Source organism: Methylotuvimicrobium sp. KM1, assembly GCF_044788715.1.
Classification (GTDB): domain Bacteria; phylum Pseudomonadota; class Gammaproteobacteria; order Methylococcales; family Methylomonadaceae; genus Methylotuvimicrobium.
Genome location: NZ_CP173170.1, coordinates 103,620 through 119,975, shown reverse-complemented (window position 1 = coordinate 119,975; position 16,356 = coordinate 103,620). Strand labels below are relative to the sequence as shown.

At 48.2% G+C, this 16,356-nt stretch carries 12 protein-coding genes; all 12 read right to left on the bottom strand.

Going from position 1 to position 16,356, the window contains the following annotated elements; genetic code table 11:
- Positions 1-4 precede the first annotated feature (4 nt).
- Complete coding sequence (gene hisH / locus ACINK7_RS00530; RefSeq protein ID WP_404359081.1) at positions 5-655, bottom strand: imidazole glycerol phosphate synthase subunit HisH; 651 nt, start codon at positions 653-655, stop codon at positions 5-7.
- A gap of 13 nt (positions 656-668) precedes the next feature.
- Positions 669-1,262 carry an imidazoleglycerol-phosphate dehydratase HisB gene (gene hisB / locus ACINK7_RS00525; RefSeq protein WP_404359079.1) on the bottom strand — a complete coding sequence of 198 codons (594 nt, stop codon included), beginning with the start codon at positions 1,260-1,262 and terminating at the stop codon, positions 669-671.
- A 290-nt stretch (positions 1,263-1,552) separates the two neighbouring features.
- Positions 1,553-3,373, bottom strand: coding sequence for a translational GTPase TypA (typA, locus tag ACINK7_RS00520; RefSeq protein WP_404359077.1), 1,821 nt, complete (start codon positions 3,371-3,373; stop codon positions 1,553-1,555).
- Between the two features lie 99 nt (positions 3,374-3,472).
- Positions 3,473-3,865, bottom strand: coding sequence for a rhodanese-like domain-containing protein (locus ACINK7_RS00515; protein ID WP_404359075.1), 393 nt, complete (start codon positions 3,863-3,865; stop codon positions 3,473-3,475).
- 529 nt (positions 3,866-4,394) lie between these two features.
- Positions 4,395-4,979, bottom strand: a complete 585-nt coding sequence (locus tag ACINK7_RS00510; RefSeq protein ID WP_404359073.1) for a class I SAM-dependent methyltransferase — start codon at positions 4,977-4,979, stop codon at positions 4,395-4,397.
- Positions 4,966-5,871 carry a LysR family transcriptional regulator gene (locus ACINK7_RS00505; protein ID WP_404359071.1) on the bottom strand — a complete coding sequence of 302 codons (906 nt, stop codon included), beginning with the start codon at positions 5,869-5,871 and terminating at the stop codon, positions 4,966-4,968. The genes ACINK7_RS00510 and ACINK7_RS00505 overlap by 14 nt, the downstream gene beginning before the upstream one ends.
- A gap of 561 nt (positions 5,872-6,432) precedes the next feature.
- Positions 6,433-8,436, bottom strand: a complete 2,004-nt coding sequence (locus tag ACINK7_RS00500) for a polysaccharide biosynthesis protein (RefSeq protein ID WP_404359070.1) — start codon at positions 8,434-8,436, stop codon at positions 6,433-6,435.
- Positions 8,437-8,566: 130 nt separating this feature from the next.
- Entirely contained in the window at positions 8,567-10,120 is a 1,554-nt protein-coding gene (locus ACINK7_RS00495) for an ATP-binding protein (RefSeq protein WP_404359068.1), read from the bottom strand.
- Complete coding sequence (locus ACINK7_RS00490) at positions 10,117-11,673, bottom strand: ATP-binding protein (RefSeq protein ID WP_404359067.1); 1,557 nt, start codon at positions 11,671-11,673, stop codon at positions 10,117-10,119. Before ACINK7_RS00490 ends, ACINK7_RS00495 begins: the two co-directional genes overlap by 4 nt.
- A complete protein-coding gene (locus tag ACINK7_RS00485; RefSeq protein WP_404359065.1) occupies positions 11,670-13,226 on the bottom strand; it encodes an ATP-binding protein in 1,557 nt (518 codons plus the stop codon). The genes ACINK7_RS00490 and ACINK7_RS00485 overlap by 4 nt, the downstream gene beginning before the upstream one ends.
- Complete coding sequence (locus tag ACINK7_RS00480) at positions 13,223-14,776, bottom strand: ATP-binding protein (RefSeq protein ID WP_404359063.1); 1,554 nt, start codon at positions 14,774-14,776, stop codon at positions 13,223-13,225. Before ACINK7_RS00480 ends, ACINK7_RS00485 begins: the two co-directional genes overlap by 4 nt.
- Entirely contained in the window at positions 14,773-16,332 is a 1,560-nt protein-coding gene (locus ACINK7_RS00475; protein ID WP_404359061.1) for an ATP-binding protein, read from the bottom strand. The genes ACINK7_RS00480 and ACINK7_RS00475 overlap by 4 nt, the downstream gene beginning before the upstream one ends.
- Positions 16,333-16,356 lie beyond the last annotated feature (24 nt).

The window sequence follows — 16,356 nt, the reverse complement described above, 5'->3', positions numbered from 1 at the left end:
CCTATCAATTAACGTTAAATTGTCCATCCCACTGCAAAAAGTTTTTCAATAGCTGTAAGCCGGCTGATTGACTTTTTTCAGGGTGAAATTGCACGGCAAAAATATTTGCCTTTGCCAATGCACAGGCAAATGGCTTCGGATAATCCGAAGTACCGGATACGACTGATACATCCTCGGGAACGGCATAATAACTATGCACAAAATAAAATCGGCTGTCCTGCTCGATATTTTCCCAAAGCGGATGCGGTTGTTGCTTAACTCGATTCCAACCCATGTGGGGAATTTTCAGCCGTTCGCCGTTTTTATCCTGAAGGTTATCCGAAAAGCGCCGCACTTGGCCTGGAATGATATTCAAACACATTGTTGCATCGCTTTCCTCGCTATCGGTCAATAAAGCCTGCATACCCAGACAAATACCGAGCATCGGTTTTTCTTGTGCGACGGTCTTGATCGCCGAAGCAAGACCTGAAGCATTAAGCGCCTGCATACAATCACCGATCGCTCCAACGCCGGGGAAAACGACGCGATCGGCCCGCAAAACGGATTCGATATCGGATACGACCCTGACTTCGGTATGCGGGTCCGCATGTTGCAAAGCTTTAGCAATGGAATGCAAATTGCCCATTCCATAATCGATAACTGCGACTGATGACATAATGAAGATAGGGTTACAAAGTTCCTTTGGTTGACGGCATCATTCCGGCCATTCGAGGGTCTTGCGCGACTGCCATGCGTAATGCGCGGCCCATCGCTTTAAATATGGTTTCGGCAATATGATGCGCATTGGAGCCTTTAAGGTTATCGATGTGCAAGGTAACGCCGGCATGGTTGACAAAGCCTTGAAAAAACTCGCGAAATAAATCGACATCGAAGCGGCCGATTGCACCTCTAGGAAATTTAACATCGTACACCAATCCCGGACGACCTGAAAAGTCGATCACGACGCGAGATAAGGCTTCATCGAGCGGCACATAAGCATGACCGTAGCGATACAGGCCTTTTTTATCGCCGACCGCTTGGGCAAAAGCTTGACCGAGTGTAATACCGATATCTTCGACGGTATGATGATCGTCGATATGCAGATCGCCTTTAGCGTTAACATCGAGATCGATCAAACCATGCCGCGCAATTTGATCCATCATGTGTTCGAGAAAAGGCACGCCGGTCGAAAAAACCGCGCGTCCGGTACCATCCAGATTAATTGCGACTGTTATTTGTGTTTCGAGTGTGTTGCGCTCGATTCGCGCGCTTCGTGAGGTCATAAAGACTGCGTTGTTAGTAATTAGCGGGCTTATTCTACTATGAAAAAAATCAATTATGCAGCGATTCGCTGCTAAATTAAGGCTAGTCTTATTTTGTAAGCCTAAGCGTACATAAATTTCAGCTTTGACTGACTTCTTTTTTAGTCATTTTGCGGCACAATAAGCCGTCGCCAAAACATAGGAGTTAGGGATAGATTTCGACAGGATGTCTTAAGGACGATCGCATAAGCCAACCACTCGGCGATAAATGCCTCGAATCGCTAGTCGATTCGAGGCTTTTTTTATGTTTCTTAGGCCGCCGCGGTTCTCGATGCCTTTTTGCGCTCATGCTCCTGCAGCAATTTCTTACGCAAGCGAATCGATACCGGCGTCACTTCAACCAGCTCGTCTTCATCGATAAACTCCAAGGCTTGCTCCAGCGACATTTTCTGAATCGGCGTTAAAATCAGATTCTCGTCGGTTCCCGCCGCTCTGATGTTAGTCAACTGCTTCGCTTTAGTCGGATTCACTACTAAATCGTTGCTTCGCGAATGAATGCCGACTAGCATGCCTTCGTAAACTTCATCGGCATGCACCAAAAACAACTCGCCGCGCTCCTGTAACGCAAACAAGGCATAGGCCAATGCTTTACCTTGAGCCATAGAGACCAATACGCCGCGTTTACGCGCGCCCAATTCGCCCTTCTTAATGGGTCCGTAATGATCGAAAACATGATACAGCAACCCCGAACCGGAGGTCGACGTCATGAACTCGGTTTGGAATCCGATCAAACCGCGTGACGGGATCATATACTCCAGCCGAATACGGCCTTTGCCGTCCGGCACCATATTCAACAAATCGCCTTTGCGCTCGCCGAGTTTTTCCATGATGGTTCCTTGATGCGCTTCCTCGACTTCGATCGTCACGAATTCGAAAGGCTCGCATTTTTCGCCGTCGATTTCTTTGATAATGACTTCCGGCCGCGACACACCCAATTCGAAGCCTTCGCGGCGCATGTTTTCGATCAATACCGAAAGATGCAGTTCGCCGCGCCCGGACACCTTGAACTTATCCGGATCGTCGGTACTCTCGACTCTTAATGCGACATTATGCTGCAATTCTTTTTGCAAGCGATCGTGAATTTGTCTCGAGGTGAGAAACTTACCTTCCCGACCGGCAAACGGCGAGGTATTGACTTGGAAAGTCATGGTCACGGTCGGTTCGTCGACCGACAAGGCCGGTAAGGCCTCGACCGTATCGGGATGACATAAGGTTTCGGAAATTTCCAGCTTATCGATGCCGGTAAACGCAATGATGTCCCCGGCTTGTGCTTCCGGTACTTCGACGCGCTCCAAGCCATGGAATCCGAAGATTTGTAAGATACGGCCTTTGCGGATCGCCCCTTCGCGATTGATCAAGGTCAACGGCATATTGGTTTTCACCTTGCCTCGCTGAATACGTCCTATCCCGATCACGCCGACATAAGAATTGTAATCCAGGCTACTGACCTGCATTTGGAACGGCCCGTCCAAGTCCACATCCGGCGGACTGACTTTTTCGACAATCGTTTCGAACAATGGCGTCATATCGCCGTCGGTCGCATCGGTATCCAAACTGGCATAACCGTTTAGCGCCGACGCATAGACGATCGGAAAATCCAATTGCTCGTCGGTCGCGCCAAGACGGTCGAACAGATCGAAGGTTTGATCGACCACCCAATCCGGACGAGCGCCGGGGCGATCGATTTTATTAATCACGACAATCGGTTTTAAACCCAATGCAAACGCTTTTTGCGTCACGAAACGAGTTTGCGGCATCGGTCCGTCGACGGCGTCGACTAGCAACAACACCGAATCGACCATCGACAATACACGCTCCACTTCTCCACCGAAATCGGCATGACCTGGAGTATCGACGATGTTGATATGATAACCGTTCCAATCCAACGCGGTATTTTTGGCCAGAATCGTAATGCCCCGTTCTTTTTCAATGTCATTCGAATCCATGATCCGCTCGGAAACCTTTTCATGGCTCTTGAATGTTCCGGATTGTTGTAACAACTTATCGACCAAGGTAGTTTTGCCGTGGTCTACGTGCGCAATGATTGCGATATTTCTTAAATTTTCGATCACTTAAATAAACTCTGAAGATTAATGAATTATGCGGCAACCTGAACTCCTGATTGAGGAGTCAGAAACCGGACATTGAGAAAGGCAGGATTGAATAGTTAGCTAGCTTTGTTCCCAGGGTAAATCATAAAAGCGCCAACCGCCCCGGTTGCCGCGATGTTTGTCGTCGTCAAGAGGCCCTTCGAAGCCTTCCGATATATTGATAGGGCGAGAAAACCCAGCCGCCGCCAAGGCAGCTGCCGCATCCAACGATCGTTGCCCGCTTCGGCACAGCAACAACACCGGCGCATTTTTATCGGGAACCGCTTCGGCTACCTGCTTAACAAACGAGGCATTGACTTGCCAATCCGGATATTCTTTCCACGGAATATGCACCGCGCCGAGCGGATGGCCGACGTGGCTATGTTCCATTTTAGTCCTGACATCAACCAATACGGCGCTCGGATCGGTTTGCAATAATTGCCATGCTTGTTTCGGTTCTAAATTTTCTACCATAATGAGATCGATCGGCTAAATTTAAGGCTATGTTCGCGTTAGCAGTTGAAACGGTTCTCTTTCCTACTAAATAAACCATTTAGGAAATAGTCAATGATTGCTTTCCGATACACTGAGCGTGGAAGAGGGCACGATCACTCGCTTGACAGGATGCCGTAAATACCTCCATGTAGGCATGACGGCGGCGACTGATTGCCAAGGATGGCATGAATGCAGATTTTGCATTACGCCATGGATGGCGTGTATTAGGGCAATGCAGGAGCAATTGCCGAGGAGCAAAAATCTGCCCTGCCGCCGACACCTGCCAATCGAGCAACCGTACCCTCCTTTCAACAATCAACTCAATATTGAAAAAGCAAGTTATTTAGAGCTATATCCTTTGATTTCTGCTGACTTTGAGCCAAACAGGCATCAACTATAACGCGAACATAGCCAAATTTAACGGGTGGTATTCGGGAGATGCTGTTCAAACAGATCGTGACGAATTCAATTTCTCGCTCTTAAACCCGTTAGAATTTGAATAAGATTATCACTTTCTACCAATGAATTGAGCTTCATTTCTGAGGCCTAACTCTATGTCGCCAATCGATCCGTATTCCCGATAATAAATCGGCTTTAATTCGGCAAATAATTCCAATAATTCGCCTTCAGCCAATAAAAAATCGGGATTGTTCGGCCCTCTTTCAACGACTTTCTCGCGGGTATATGTCTGATAAAATAACAAACCGCCGGGATTCAACGCGTCTATTATCGCATCACACAGACTCCGGTCAAGAAATCGACTGATTACAATGACATCGAAACGATAGCCGGAGAAAGATTTTTTATCTATAGTGCATTGCTTCGCCTGAATAGCCAAGCCTTGATTGTCGGCATCATGCTGCAATTTTTCTACCGCTACGGTCGATATATCCCAGGCAAAAACAGCCAAGCCTGCCGCAGCAAGCAATCGAGCATTTGCGCCTAATCCACAAGCTAAATCCAAAGCCGCGCCATTTTGCGGCAACAAAAAAGCATTTTCCGATAATACCTCCGCAGGGCTGTAATCCGAAATCTCGACTTGCCGGTAAACGGCATCCCATTTTGCCGAAATTGCTGCGTTAGATTCCGTCAATACCGACTCGCTTGGGCAACCATTCCTGTAAAAAATCCAAAAACTTTCTGACTTTGGTAGACAGATATTTTCGATGCGGATAAACGGCGTGTATCTCCAGGGGCGCCAATTCATAGTCTTCCAATACCGGCATTAACTTACCTTTTTCGATATCCCTCCCGACAATATATCTAGGCAACATCACCATTCCTAGGCCCTCTATCGCACCGACTCGAATCGGATCGGCCACGTTAGCGACGATGCGCCCTTTCACCTTGATCATCAAATCACCATAAGGCCCCTTGAACCGCCATTGATCCCTCGGCGGAATCGACCAATTGACCAAACAGCTATGATCGGTCAAGTCCTCGGGCGTTTTAGGAATGCCATATTGTTGGAAATAACCGGGAGCTCCGCAAACCACTAAAGGCGAACTAGCGAGTTTGCGCGCAATCATACTGGAATCTTCGACACCACCCAAATTTATCGCAAGATCAATACCCTCATCAATCAGGTCACCCATATTGCCTTGCAAAATGATAGTCACCTCCAAATCGGGATACAACTTGAGAAACTCCGATATCGCCGGCGCGATTTGGGTGGCGCCGATGACTTGCGGCGCACTGATTTTCAGCGTTCCTCGAGGCTCGGTCTGCAGTTGCGTTACCGTAGCTTCCATTTCTTCGATATCATCCAATACCTGCTGGCAACGCTCCAGATACGATGCGCCCATTTCTGTCAAACTCAGACTTCGCGTGGTTCTATTAAACAGCCGAGTGCCTAAATGTTCTTCCAATTGCATGATATGCTTAGTCGCCATGGCTCTCGAAATATCCAAATCGCGCGCGCCGCCGGCAAAACTGCCGGCCTTAGCCACCCGAACGAAAACATTCATACTGGTTAATTTGTCCATTCATCTCTCTTTGAGTTTCAATTGCTCGAGTCAACAGCTTAACCCGTTGCTCACGATAATTCCGTTTTAGAATCGATCCGCCACTACAATACGCAACTATCGCTTGTCATTTATTTCGTTTTTACTTAATATTCCCCGCTTGTGATTGCGCCATAGCCCGAACTTCAGGACTCCACCTTCAAGACAAACGACTCGATGTATTAGCCTCAAGAAAAAGAAGGCTAGTTTGCACGCCCTTTTGTTTCTAATCAAGAAACAATTTATTAACAATTCGGCCTATTGTCTGCCGAAATAAACTCTGTATAGTATTTCCCAAGGCCGCAGCAAAATGTTATTGACTTGAGAATAGTCAACGATACTAATTCATCGGCGATCCATTATTTATTTAATTCAACTGCAGCTAGACGGAATAAAATCAACTCGATAGAAAATTCCTATGCAGATTCGTTTACCATGTTCTAACCCTCCTGGTGTAGTACCAACAAGCAGTTCCTCCTCAAAACTCTGCTTGATTTTTCACCTCCCTCTGCTTCCAAGCATTGGGAGGTTTTTTTTGTCTCTTTAGTTATGCTCTACTACTTTTTCCAAATAATTCGGCGATGTATATTTATTATTCGCTGCAGAACTATTCGTCGAGCAGTTGAATAGCCAATCGTCGACATCGCATTGAGGGGAAAAGCCCGATACCGCTTGTTTCAAAATCATTCGGACTTGCCGATAATCGTCGACTATGGCAGCCTGTTCCATTGCCGACAACAGCTTTTCAAGCTCATTCCAAGCAATAACCTCTTCTTCGGCCCGCATGATACGCGGATGCTCGGTTACGGAAACATTGTCGCCGATCAATAACTCTTCATAGAGCTTTTCTCCTGAGCGTAAACCGGTATAAACAATCTCGATATCACCGTCAGATCGCACATCATCCTTGACCGTTAAACCGCTGAGCTTGATCATGCGTTTCGCCAAATCCAAAATCTTGACCGGTTCGCCCATGTCCAAAACAAAAACATCACCGCCTTGTCCCATTGCACCGGCCTGTATCACCAATTGAGCGGCTTCAGGTATCGTCATAAAATAGCGAATGATTTTCGGATCGGTCACAGTCACCGGCCCGCCCTTGGCAATTTGTTCACGGAATAACGGCACGACAGAGCCCGACGAGCCCAACACATTGCCGAAACGCACCATCGTAAACCGCGTTGCCCGTAGCTTTTGATTTTCAATGCTTAAGGCTTGTAAAATCAGCTCGGCAAAGCGCTTGGTCGCTCCCATCGTATTAGTTGGCCGTACCGCCTTATCGGTCGAAATCAATACGAAAGTCTCTACATTCGCGTTGATAGCGGCGCGGGCAGTGTGTAAAGTGCCGAATATATTATTCCGAACCGCTTCGCCCGGGTTTTTCTCAACCATCGGCACATGCTTATAAGCGGCGGCATGATAGATCGTTTGCACGCCGAATGCCCGGCAAATTTTTTCGACTCGACTGCCGTTAACCACCGATCCGAGAACGGCAATGATTTGCGCATCGGCAGCATTCGATTTTTCCAAATAAAGATTTAACTCCCTCTCGATCTCATAGAGTGCAAACTCGCATTGCTCATATAAAATCAATACCTTAGGCTGTAATTGAATAATTTGCCGGCATAACTCCGAGCCAATCGAACCTCCGGCACCGGTAACCATTACTTTTTTACCGGTCGTATTGGCGGTCAATAAAGTTTGATCCGGAACCACGGCATCCCGACCCAGCAAATCGGCGATATCCACTTCTTGCAATTCATCGAACGTCACCTTCCCTTGCGCGATATCGGACATTCCCGGCATTGATCGGACATGGACAGGATAAGGCTCCAAAAGGCGAATGATCTCACTTCGCCGGCTTCTGGCCACCGACGGCATCGCCAACAGAATATCGGTAACGGCAAATTTATCGATTAAATAACTTAACGCGGTAAACGGATGTATCTTAACGCCGTTAACTTTTTGGCCATGCAACAAGGCATTGTCGTCGATAAATGCAATCGGCCGAAAATCATGACCATGCACCAATGCCGAAGACAACTGCACACCGGCACTTCCTGCACCATAAATGATGACATTGTTGCGGCGACACAATTCCGGATCTGCACTCCTTGCCATGCGCGCATATTGCTCGCCAAACCACCATCGCGCCATAAACCGGCTCCCGCCGGCAAAGAACAACATGATCAACCAATTTAGCGGCGGTACCGTTCTCGGCACTAAACCGGCTCTCAATTGGAACACCAATGCGGCAAATATCAACGCGTACAAAGTAACCGCTTGCACGATCGTCGCTAACGCTCTGACGCCGATATAACGAATAATTGCCCGGTACAAGCCCATTCTGATAAAAATCGGAATGACGATACAAGGAGCCAACACAAACAAGATCCAAACGCGGTCTTCCGGAACATAAAACTCGCCAAACCGCAAAGAAAACGCCAGCCACAGCGCGAAGATCGCAAAAAACACGTCCGCACTCATCGTTATCGCCGCTTTTTTAGGCCGCGATAATCTTAAAAACCAGTCCGCTAAATTTTCCATGTTCTTTAACCCTTCCAAAGTGAAACTCACCGAATTGCTAAACGTGCAGGTCGCGCCTGATCCGAATCGAACTCGGTAACATGAAGAATTTCCAATCGAAAGACTTTTATGCCGACCGGAAGTTTTTTGCTCATCCGCCGCCACCTAGCATTTCGATGTCGAATCCGACTACCGAACGGCTTTCCTTACTGAATTCGACGCCGATCAAGTGAATCGGCACGCCTTCGGCTTTATATTTCTCGGCGTAGTTCTTATCCTTCAATTGCTTCAAAGCCTTGCCTTCCGGCACCAGTTCCACGACCTTGAATTCGAACAAATAGATTTGCCCGTTAAAATGCAAGGTCATGTCGATACGGCCATGATTGGTCGAATCTTCAAGCGTGACGTTCAAGCCCAATGCCGCGAAGTAGCTGTAAAACACGCTGGCGTAATAACCTTCGTATTGCGCGATGGGGTTGTTGCGGTACCAATCGTGCGGAATGCCGGCATAAAAGGCCGTGAATAAGTTTTGAAGGCCTTCGAAATCGTTACTCTGCAATAGCCGATACAGCGATTTGCGATTGCGGACTTCGGCCTGCGCATCCGGTGTCCAGGTTCTCAACAGGCGTCCGTAAAGACTTTGATAAACCTCCCGGTTCGGAAACCTCAGACGATAAAAATAGGCGTCGCCTAAGTTTTCTTCGCGGTCAATCGTTAAATATCCGGCTTGAAACATCAATGCCTCGGTCGGCATGTCGTCGATATCAAAGGTCGACAGCAATTCGGCATCGGATTCCAGCCGTCCCAACTCGGGCAACCAGGCGAGGCGTTCGGTCAGAACGTCGATTAAAAACGTCGGCGTACCCGTCTCGAACCAATAGGGTTTAAATTCGCGCGTATCGAACAGAAGCAATAGATCGAAAGGATTATAAACCGCCTCGCCCAGCCAATTGTAACCGTTGTACCAATCCCTGATTTTGCCCCGTTCAAGGCCTTGCAATTCCGGCGCGAACACTGTGTCGAGATCGGCTTCGGTATAACCGCATACCGCCGAATAGCGTTTATCGACGGTGATATCCTGGAGATTATTCAAGCCCGAAAACAAACTGACCTTGCTGAATTTGGATACGCCGGTCAACAACGCAAAGCGAATATACGCATCTTGCCCTTTGATTACCGAGTATAAATTGCGCAAGCCGTCGCGCATCTGCCGGGCGATGTCCGGATTGGTGATATTGTCGAGTATCGGCTTGTCGTATTCGTCGATCAAGACGACCGCGCGTTGGCCGTATTTTTGATGTACCAGCCTGATCATTTCCGAAAAATTACCGGAAATACTCGGCTGTTGAGGGTCAATATCCAATTGTTTTCGATTGAAATCCAGGATTTCTCCGATTTTTTCATCCAAATCGGCTCGGCTCTGTAGCACCCCCTCAGCAAAACTAATCCGAATCACCGGATACTGCTTAGTCCAATCCCATTTATCATGACAATAAAGTCCTTGAAACAACACTTCGTTGCCCGCGAACAATTCGGCCAGCGTGTCGAGAAACAAGGATTTGCCGAAGCGCCTCGGCCGCGACAGAAAATAATATTTGCCCTCGACCGCAAGCTTTAACGCAAAAGCGGTCTTGTCGACATAGTAACAATCGTCTTCGCGTATCTCGCGAAAGGTTTGTATGCCGATCGGCAGTTTTTTGCTCATGCACTGCCACCTAGCGTTTCGATGTCGAATCCGACCACCGAACGGCTTTCCTTACTGAATTCGACGCCGATCAAGTGGATCGGCACACCTTCGGCTTTATATTTCTCGGCGTAGTTCTTATCCTTCAATTGCTTCAAAGCCTTGCCTTCCGGCACCAGTTCTACGACCTTGAATTCGAACAAATAGATTTGTCCGTTAAAATGCACCGTCATGTCGATACGGCCATGATTGGTCGAATCTTCAAGCGTGACATTCAAGCCCAATGCGGCGAAGTAGCTGTAAAACACGCTGGCGTAATAACCTTCGTATTGCGCGATCGGGTTGTTGCGGTACCAATCGTGCGGAATGCCGGCATAAAAGGCCGTGAATAAGTTTTGAAGGCCTTCGAAATCGTTACTCTGCAATAGCCGATACAGCGATTTGCGATTGCGGACTTCGGCCTGCGCATCCGGCGTCCAGGTTCTCAACAGGCGACCGTAAAGGCTTTGATAAACCTCCCGGTTCGGGAACCTCAGACGATAAAAATAGGCGTCGCCTAAATTTTCCTCGCGGTCGATCGTTAAATATCCGGCTTGAAACATCAACGCCTCGGTCGGCATGTCGTCGATATCGAAGGTCGATAACAATTCGGCATCGGACTCCAATCGCCCCAACTCGGGTAACCAGGCATGTCGTTCGGTAAGAATATCGATTAAAAACGTCGGCGTCCCAGTCTCGAACCAAAACGGCTTGAATTGTCGCTCACGGAACAACAGTAACAGATCAAACGGATTGTAGACCGGCTCACCCAGCCAGCTATATCCGTTGTACCAATCCCTGATTTTATTGCGGTCCAAACCCTCAACTTCAGGAGCGAACACCGTTTCAACATCAGTTTCGCTATAACCGCAAATAGCCGAATATACGGCATTGACAGTAATATCCTCAAGATTGTTCAAGCCCGAAAATAAACTGACCTTGCTAAACTTGGACACGCAGGTCAAAAACGCAAAGCGGATAAAGGCATCGGAATCCTTGATCACTGAATATAAATTCCGTAACCCATCACGCATCTGCCGAGCAATGTCCGGATTGGTGATGTTGTCGAGTATCGGTTTGTCGTATTCGTCGATCAACACAACGACGCGATGGCCGTATTTCTGATGCGCCCGGCGCAATAGTTCGCCGAACAATCCCGGAATATCCAAGTTCTGTGGGCCATCCACGGCCAATCTTTCACGGTTGATGCGTAGTATGTCCTGAATACGCTTATCCAATGCCTCCCGAGTGTGAAGCACCCCTCCGCCGAAACTAATCCGAATCACAGGATACTGCTTAGTCCAATCCCATTTATCATGGCAATAAAGTCCTTGAAACAACGCTTCGTTGCCCGCGAACAATTCTGCCAGCGTGTCGAGAAACAACGACTTGCCGAAGCGTCTCGGCCGCGACAGAAAATAATATTTACCTTCCGTAGCCAACTTCAACGCAAAAGCGGTCTTGTCGACATAGTAACAATCGTCTTCGCGTATCTCGCGAAAGGTTTGTATGCCGATCGGCAGTTTTTTGCTCATGCACTGCCACCTAGCGTTTCGATGTCGAATCCCACCACCGAACGGCTTTCCTTACTGAATTCGATACCGATCAAGTGAATCGGCACGCCTTCGGCTTTATATTTCTCGGCGTAGTTCTTATCCTTCAATTGCTTCAAAGCCTTGCCTTCCGGCACCAGTTCCACGACCTTGAATTCGAACAAATAGATTTTTCCGTTAAAATGCACCGTCATGTCGATACGGCCATGATTGGTCGCGTCTTCCAGCGTTACCGTCAAACCCAACGCCGCGAAGTAGCTGTAGAATACGCTCGCGTAGTAGCCTTCGTATTGCGCGATCGGGTTGTTGCGGTACCAGTCATGCGGGATACCGGCATAAAAGGCCGTAAATAAGTTTTGCAGACCTTCGAAATCGTTAACCAGCAATAAATCGTACAATTGACCGGCTTGTCTGCCGTAACGCGCCGGATCGTTGGTTAAAGCTTGCAGCAGGACGCCGTTCAAGCTTGCCTTGACTTCCAGATTCGGATACCCCAAGGTCACTTGCGTCATGCCGGGTAAATTCCGCGTCGATACGATTGTCAAATAACCGGTTTGGAACAATAAAGCCTCGCTGGCGATATGATCGACATCGAAAGTCGACAGTAAGGTTTCGGTCGCAGTCAGTTTTTCAAAATCCGGCGTGAAAAAACCCCGTTGCATCAGCAGATCCACCAAAAACGTCGGTGTGCCGGTCTCGAACCAAAACGGTTTAAATTGACGCTCGCGGAACAACAGCAACAGATCGAACGGATTGTAAACCGGCTCGCCCATCCAGTTGTAACCATTGTACCAATCCTTGATTTTGCCCCGATCCAAACCCTCCAATTCCGGTGCGAACACCGTATCGACATCGGTTTCGCTATAACCGCAAAGCGCCGAATAAGAAGCATTTACGGTGATATCCTCAAGATTATTCAAGCCAGAAAATAGACTGACCTTGCTAAACTTCGACACGCCGGTCAAAAATGCAAAGCGGATGAAAGCATCGGAATCCTTGATCACCGAGTATAAATTCCGTAATCCATCGCGCATCTGCCGGGCAATGTCCGGATTGGTGATATTGTCGAGTATCGGTTTATCGTATTCATCAATCAAAATGACGACACGCTGATCGTATTTTTCGCTGGCTCGTTGTATTAATTGCGCAAAAAAACGCCGATCCGAAAAAGCGTACTCGCTGCTCACGCCCAAACGCTCGGCATTCATGCGAAAAATCTCTTCCAGTTTATCCTCTAGGGCAGTTTCACTTTTCAGCAACCCGCCGCCGAAACTAATCCGAATCACCGGATACGACTTAGTCCAATCCCATTTATCATGGCAATAAAGTCCTTGAAACAACGCTTCGTTGCCCGCAAATAATTCGGCCAATGTATCGAGAAATAAGGATTTGCCGAAACGTCTCGGCCGCGACAGAAAATAATATTTGCCCTCGACCGCAAGCTTTAACGCAAAAGCGGTCTTGTCGACATAGTAACAATCATCCTCGCGTATCTCGCGGAAGGTTTGTATGCCGATCGGCAGTTTTTTGCTCATGCACCGCCACCTAGCGTTTCGATGTCGAATCCGACTACCGAACGGCTTTCCTTACTGAATTCGACGCCGATCAAGTGAATCGGCACACCTTCGGCTTTATATTTCTCGGCGTAGTTCTTATCCTTCAATTGCTTCAAAGCCTTGCCTTCCGGCACCAGTTCTACGACCTTGAATTCGAACAAATAGATTTGTCCGTTAAAATGCACCGTCATGTCGATACGGCCATGATTGGTCGAATCTTCAAGCGTGACATTCAAGCCCAATGCGGCGAAGTAGCTGTAAAACACGCTGGCGTAATAACCTTCGTATTGCGCGATCGGGTTGTTGCGGTACCAGTCATGCGGGATACCGGCATAAAAGGCCGTAAATAGGTTTTGCAGACCTTCGAAATCGTTAACCAGCAATAAATCATACAGCTGACCGGCTTGTCTGCCGTAACGCGCCGGATCGTTGGTTAAAGCTTGCAGCAGGACGCCGTTCAAGCTTGCCTTGACTTCCAGATTCGGATACCCCAAGGTCACTTGCGTCATCCCGGGTAAATTCCGCGTCGAGGCAATCGTCAAATAACCGGTTTGAAACAATAAAGCCTCACTGGCGATATGATCGACATCGAAAGTCGACAACAAGGTCTCGGTCGCAGTCAGTTTTTCAAAATCCGGCGTGAAAAAACCCCGTTGCATCAGCAGATCCACCAAAAACGTCGGCGTACCCGTCTCGAACCAATAGGGTTTAAATTCGCGCGTATCGAACAGAAGCAATAGATCGAAAGGATTATAAACCGCCTCGCCCAGCCAATTGTAACCGTTGTACCAATCCCTGATTTTGCCCCGCTTAAGGCCTTGCAATTCCGGCGCGAACACTGTGTCGAGATCGGCTTCGGTATAACCGCATACCGCCGAATAGCGTTTATCGACGGTGATATCCTGGAGATTATTCAAGCCCGAAAACAAACTGACCTTGCTGAATTTGGATACGCCGGTCAACAACGCAAAGCGAATATACGCATCTTGCCCTTTGATTACCGAGTATAAATTGCGCAAGCCGTCGCGCATCTGCCGGGCGATGTCCGGATTGGTGATATTGTCGAGTATCGGCTTGTCGTATTCGTCGATCAAGACGACCGCGCGTTGGCCGTATTTTTGATGTACCAGCCTGATCATTTCCGAAAAATTACCGGAAATACTCGGCTGTTGAGGGTCAATATCCAATTGTTTTCGATTGAAATCCAGGATTTCTCCGATTTTTTCATCCAAATCGGCTCGGCTCTGTAGCACCCCCTCAGCAAAACTAATCCGAATCACCGGATACTGCTTAGTCCAATCCCATTTATCATGACAATAAAGTCCTTGAAACAACACTTCGTTGCCCGCGAACAATTCGGCCAGCGTGTCGAGAAACAAGGATTTGCCGAAGCGCCTCGGCCGCGACAGAAAATAATATTTGCCCTCGACCGCAAGCTTTAACGCAAAAGCGGTCTTGTCGACATAGTAACAATCGTCTTCGCGTATCTCGCGAAAGGTTTGTATGCCGATCGGCAGTTTTTTGCTCATGCACTGCCACCTAGCGTTTCGATGTCGAATCCGACCACCGAACGGCTTTCCTTACTGAATTCGACGCCGATCAAGTGGATCGGCACACCTTCGGCTTTATATTTCTCGGCGTAGTTCTTATCCTTCAATTGCTTCAAAGCCTTGCCTTCCGGCACCAGTTCTACGACCTTGAATTCGAACAAATAGATTTGTCCGTTAAAATGCACCGTCATGTCGATACGGCCATGATTGGTCGAATCTTCAAGCGTGACATTCAAGCCCAATGCGGCGAAGTAGCTGTAAAACACGCTGGCGTAATAACCTTCGTATTGCGCGATCGGGTTGTTGCGGTACCAGTCATGCGGGATACCGGCATAAAAGGCCGTAAATAGGTTTTGCAGACCTTCGAAATCGTTAACCAGCAATAAATCATACAGCTGACCGGCTTGTCTGCCGTAACGCGCCGGATCGTTGGTTAAAGCTTGCAGCAGGACGCCGTTCAAGCTTGCCTTGACTTCCAGATTCGGATACCCCAAGGTCACTTGCGTCATCCCGGGTAAATTCCGCGTCGAGGCAATCGTCAAATAACCGGTTTGAAACAATAAAGCCTCACTGGCGATATGATCGACATCGAAAGTCGACAACAAGGTCTCGGTCGCAGTCAGTTTTTCAAAATCCGGCGTGAAAAAACACCGTTGCATCAGCAGATCCACCAAAAACGTCGGTGCGCCGGTCTCGAACCAGTAAGGTTTGAATTCGCGCGTATCGAACAGAAGCAATAGATCGAAAGGATTATAAACCGCCTCGCCCAGCCAATTGTAACCGTTGTACCAATCCCTGATTTTGCCCCGCTTAAGGCCTTGCAATTCCGGCGCGAACACTGTGTCGAGATCGGCTTCGGTATAACCGCATACTGCCGAATAGCGTTTGTCGACGGTGATATCCTGGAGATTATTCAAGCCCGAAAACAGACTAACCTTACTGAATTTAGACACGCCGGTCAAAAACGCAAAGCGGATAAAGGTATCGGAGTCCTTGATCACCGAATATAAATTGCGTAAACCATCTCTCATCTGCCGAGCGACTTCCGGATGGGTGATATTGTCGAGTATCGGTTTGTCGTATTCGTCGATCAACACAACGACGCGATGGCCGTATTTCTGGTGCGCCCGGCGCAATAGTTCGCCGAACAATCCCGGAATATCCAAATCCTGCGGACCGTCCACAGCCAATCTTTCACGGTTGATGCGTAGTATGTCCTGAATACGTTTATCCAATGCCTCCCGAGTGTGAAGCACCCCTCCGCCGAAACTAATCCGAATCACCGGATACTGCTTAGCCCAATCCCATTTATCATGGCAATAAAGCCCTTGAAACAACGCTTCGTTGCCCGCGAACAATTCTGCCAGCGTGTCGAGAAACAAGGATTTGCCGAAGCGCCTCGGCCGCGACAGAAAATAATATTTACCTTCCGTAGCCAACTTCAACGCAAAAGTGGTCTTGTCGACATAGTAACAATCGTCCTCGCGAATTTCGCGGAAGGTTTGTATGCCGATCGGCAGTTTTTTGCGCATCATATTGTTAAGCACTATTCAATCGAA

Bases quoted from the DNA above. Each gene is read 5' to 3' on its own strand.
- hisH (WP_404359081.1), bottom strand. From the start codon at position 655: ATGTCATCAGTCGCAGTTATCGATTATGGAATGGGCAATTTGCATTCC.
- hisB (WP_404359079.1), bottom strand. From the start codon at position 1,262: ATGACCTCACGAAGCGCGCGAATCGAGCGCAACACACTCGAAACACAA.
- ACINK7_RS00515 (WP_404359075.1), bottom strand. From the start codon at position 3,865: ATGGTAGAAAATTTAGAACCGAAACAAGCATGGCAATTATTGCAAACC.
- ACINK7_RS00505 (WP_404359071.1), bottom strand. From the start codon at position 5,871: ATGGACAAATTAACCAGTATGAATGTTTTCGTTCGGGTGGCTAAGGCC.
- ACINK7_RS00500 (WP_404359070.1), bottom strand. From the start codon at position 8,436: ATGGAAAATTTAGCGGACTGGTTTTTAAGATTATCGCGGCCTAAAAAA.
- ACINK7_RS00495 (WP_404359068.1), bottom strand. From the start codon at position 10,120: ATGAGCAAAAAACTGCCGATCGGCATACAAACCTTTCGCGAGATACGC.
- ACINK7_RS00490 (WP_404359067.1), bottom strand. From the start codon at position 11,673: ATGAGCAAAAAACTGCCGATCGGCATACAAACCTTTCGCGAGATACGC.
- ACINK7_RS00485 (WP_404359065.1), bottom strand. From the start codon at position 13,226: ATGAGCAAAAAACTGCCGATCGGCATACAAACCTTCCGCGAGATACGC.
- ACINK7_RS00480 (WP_404359063.1), bottom strand. From the start codon at position 14,776: ATGAGCAAAAAACTGCCGATCGGCATACAAACCTTTCGCGAGATACGC.
- ACINK7_RS00475 (WP_404359061.1), bottom strand. From the start codon at position 16,332: ATGATGCGCAAAAAACTGCCGATCGGCATACAAACCTTCCGCGAAATT.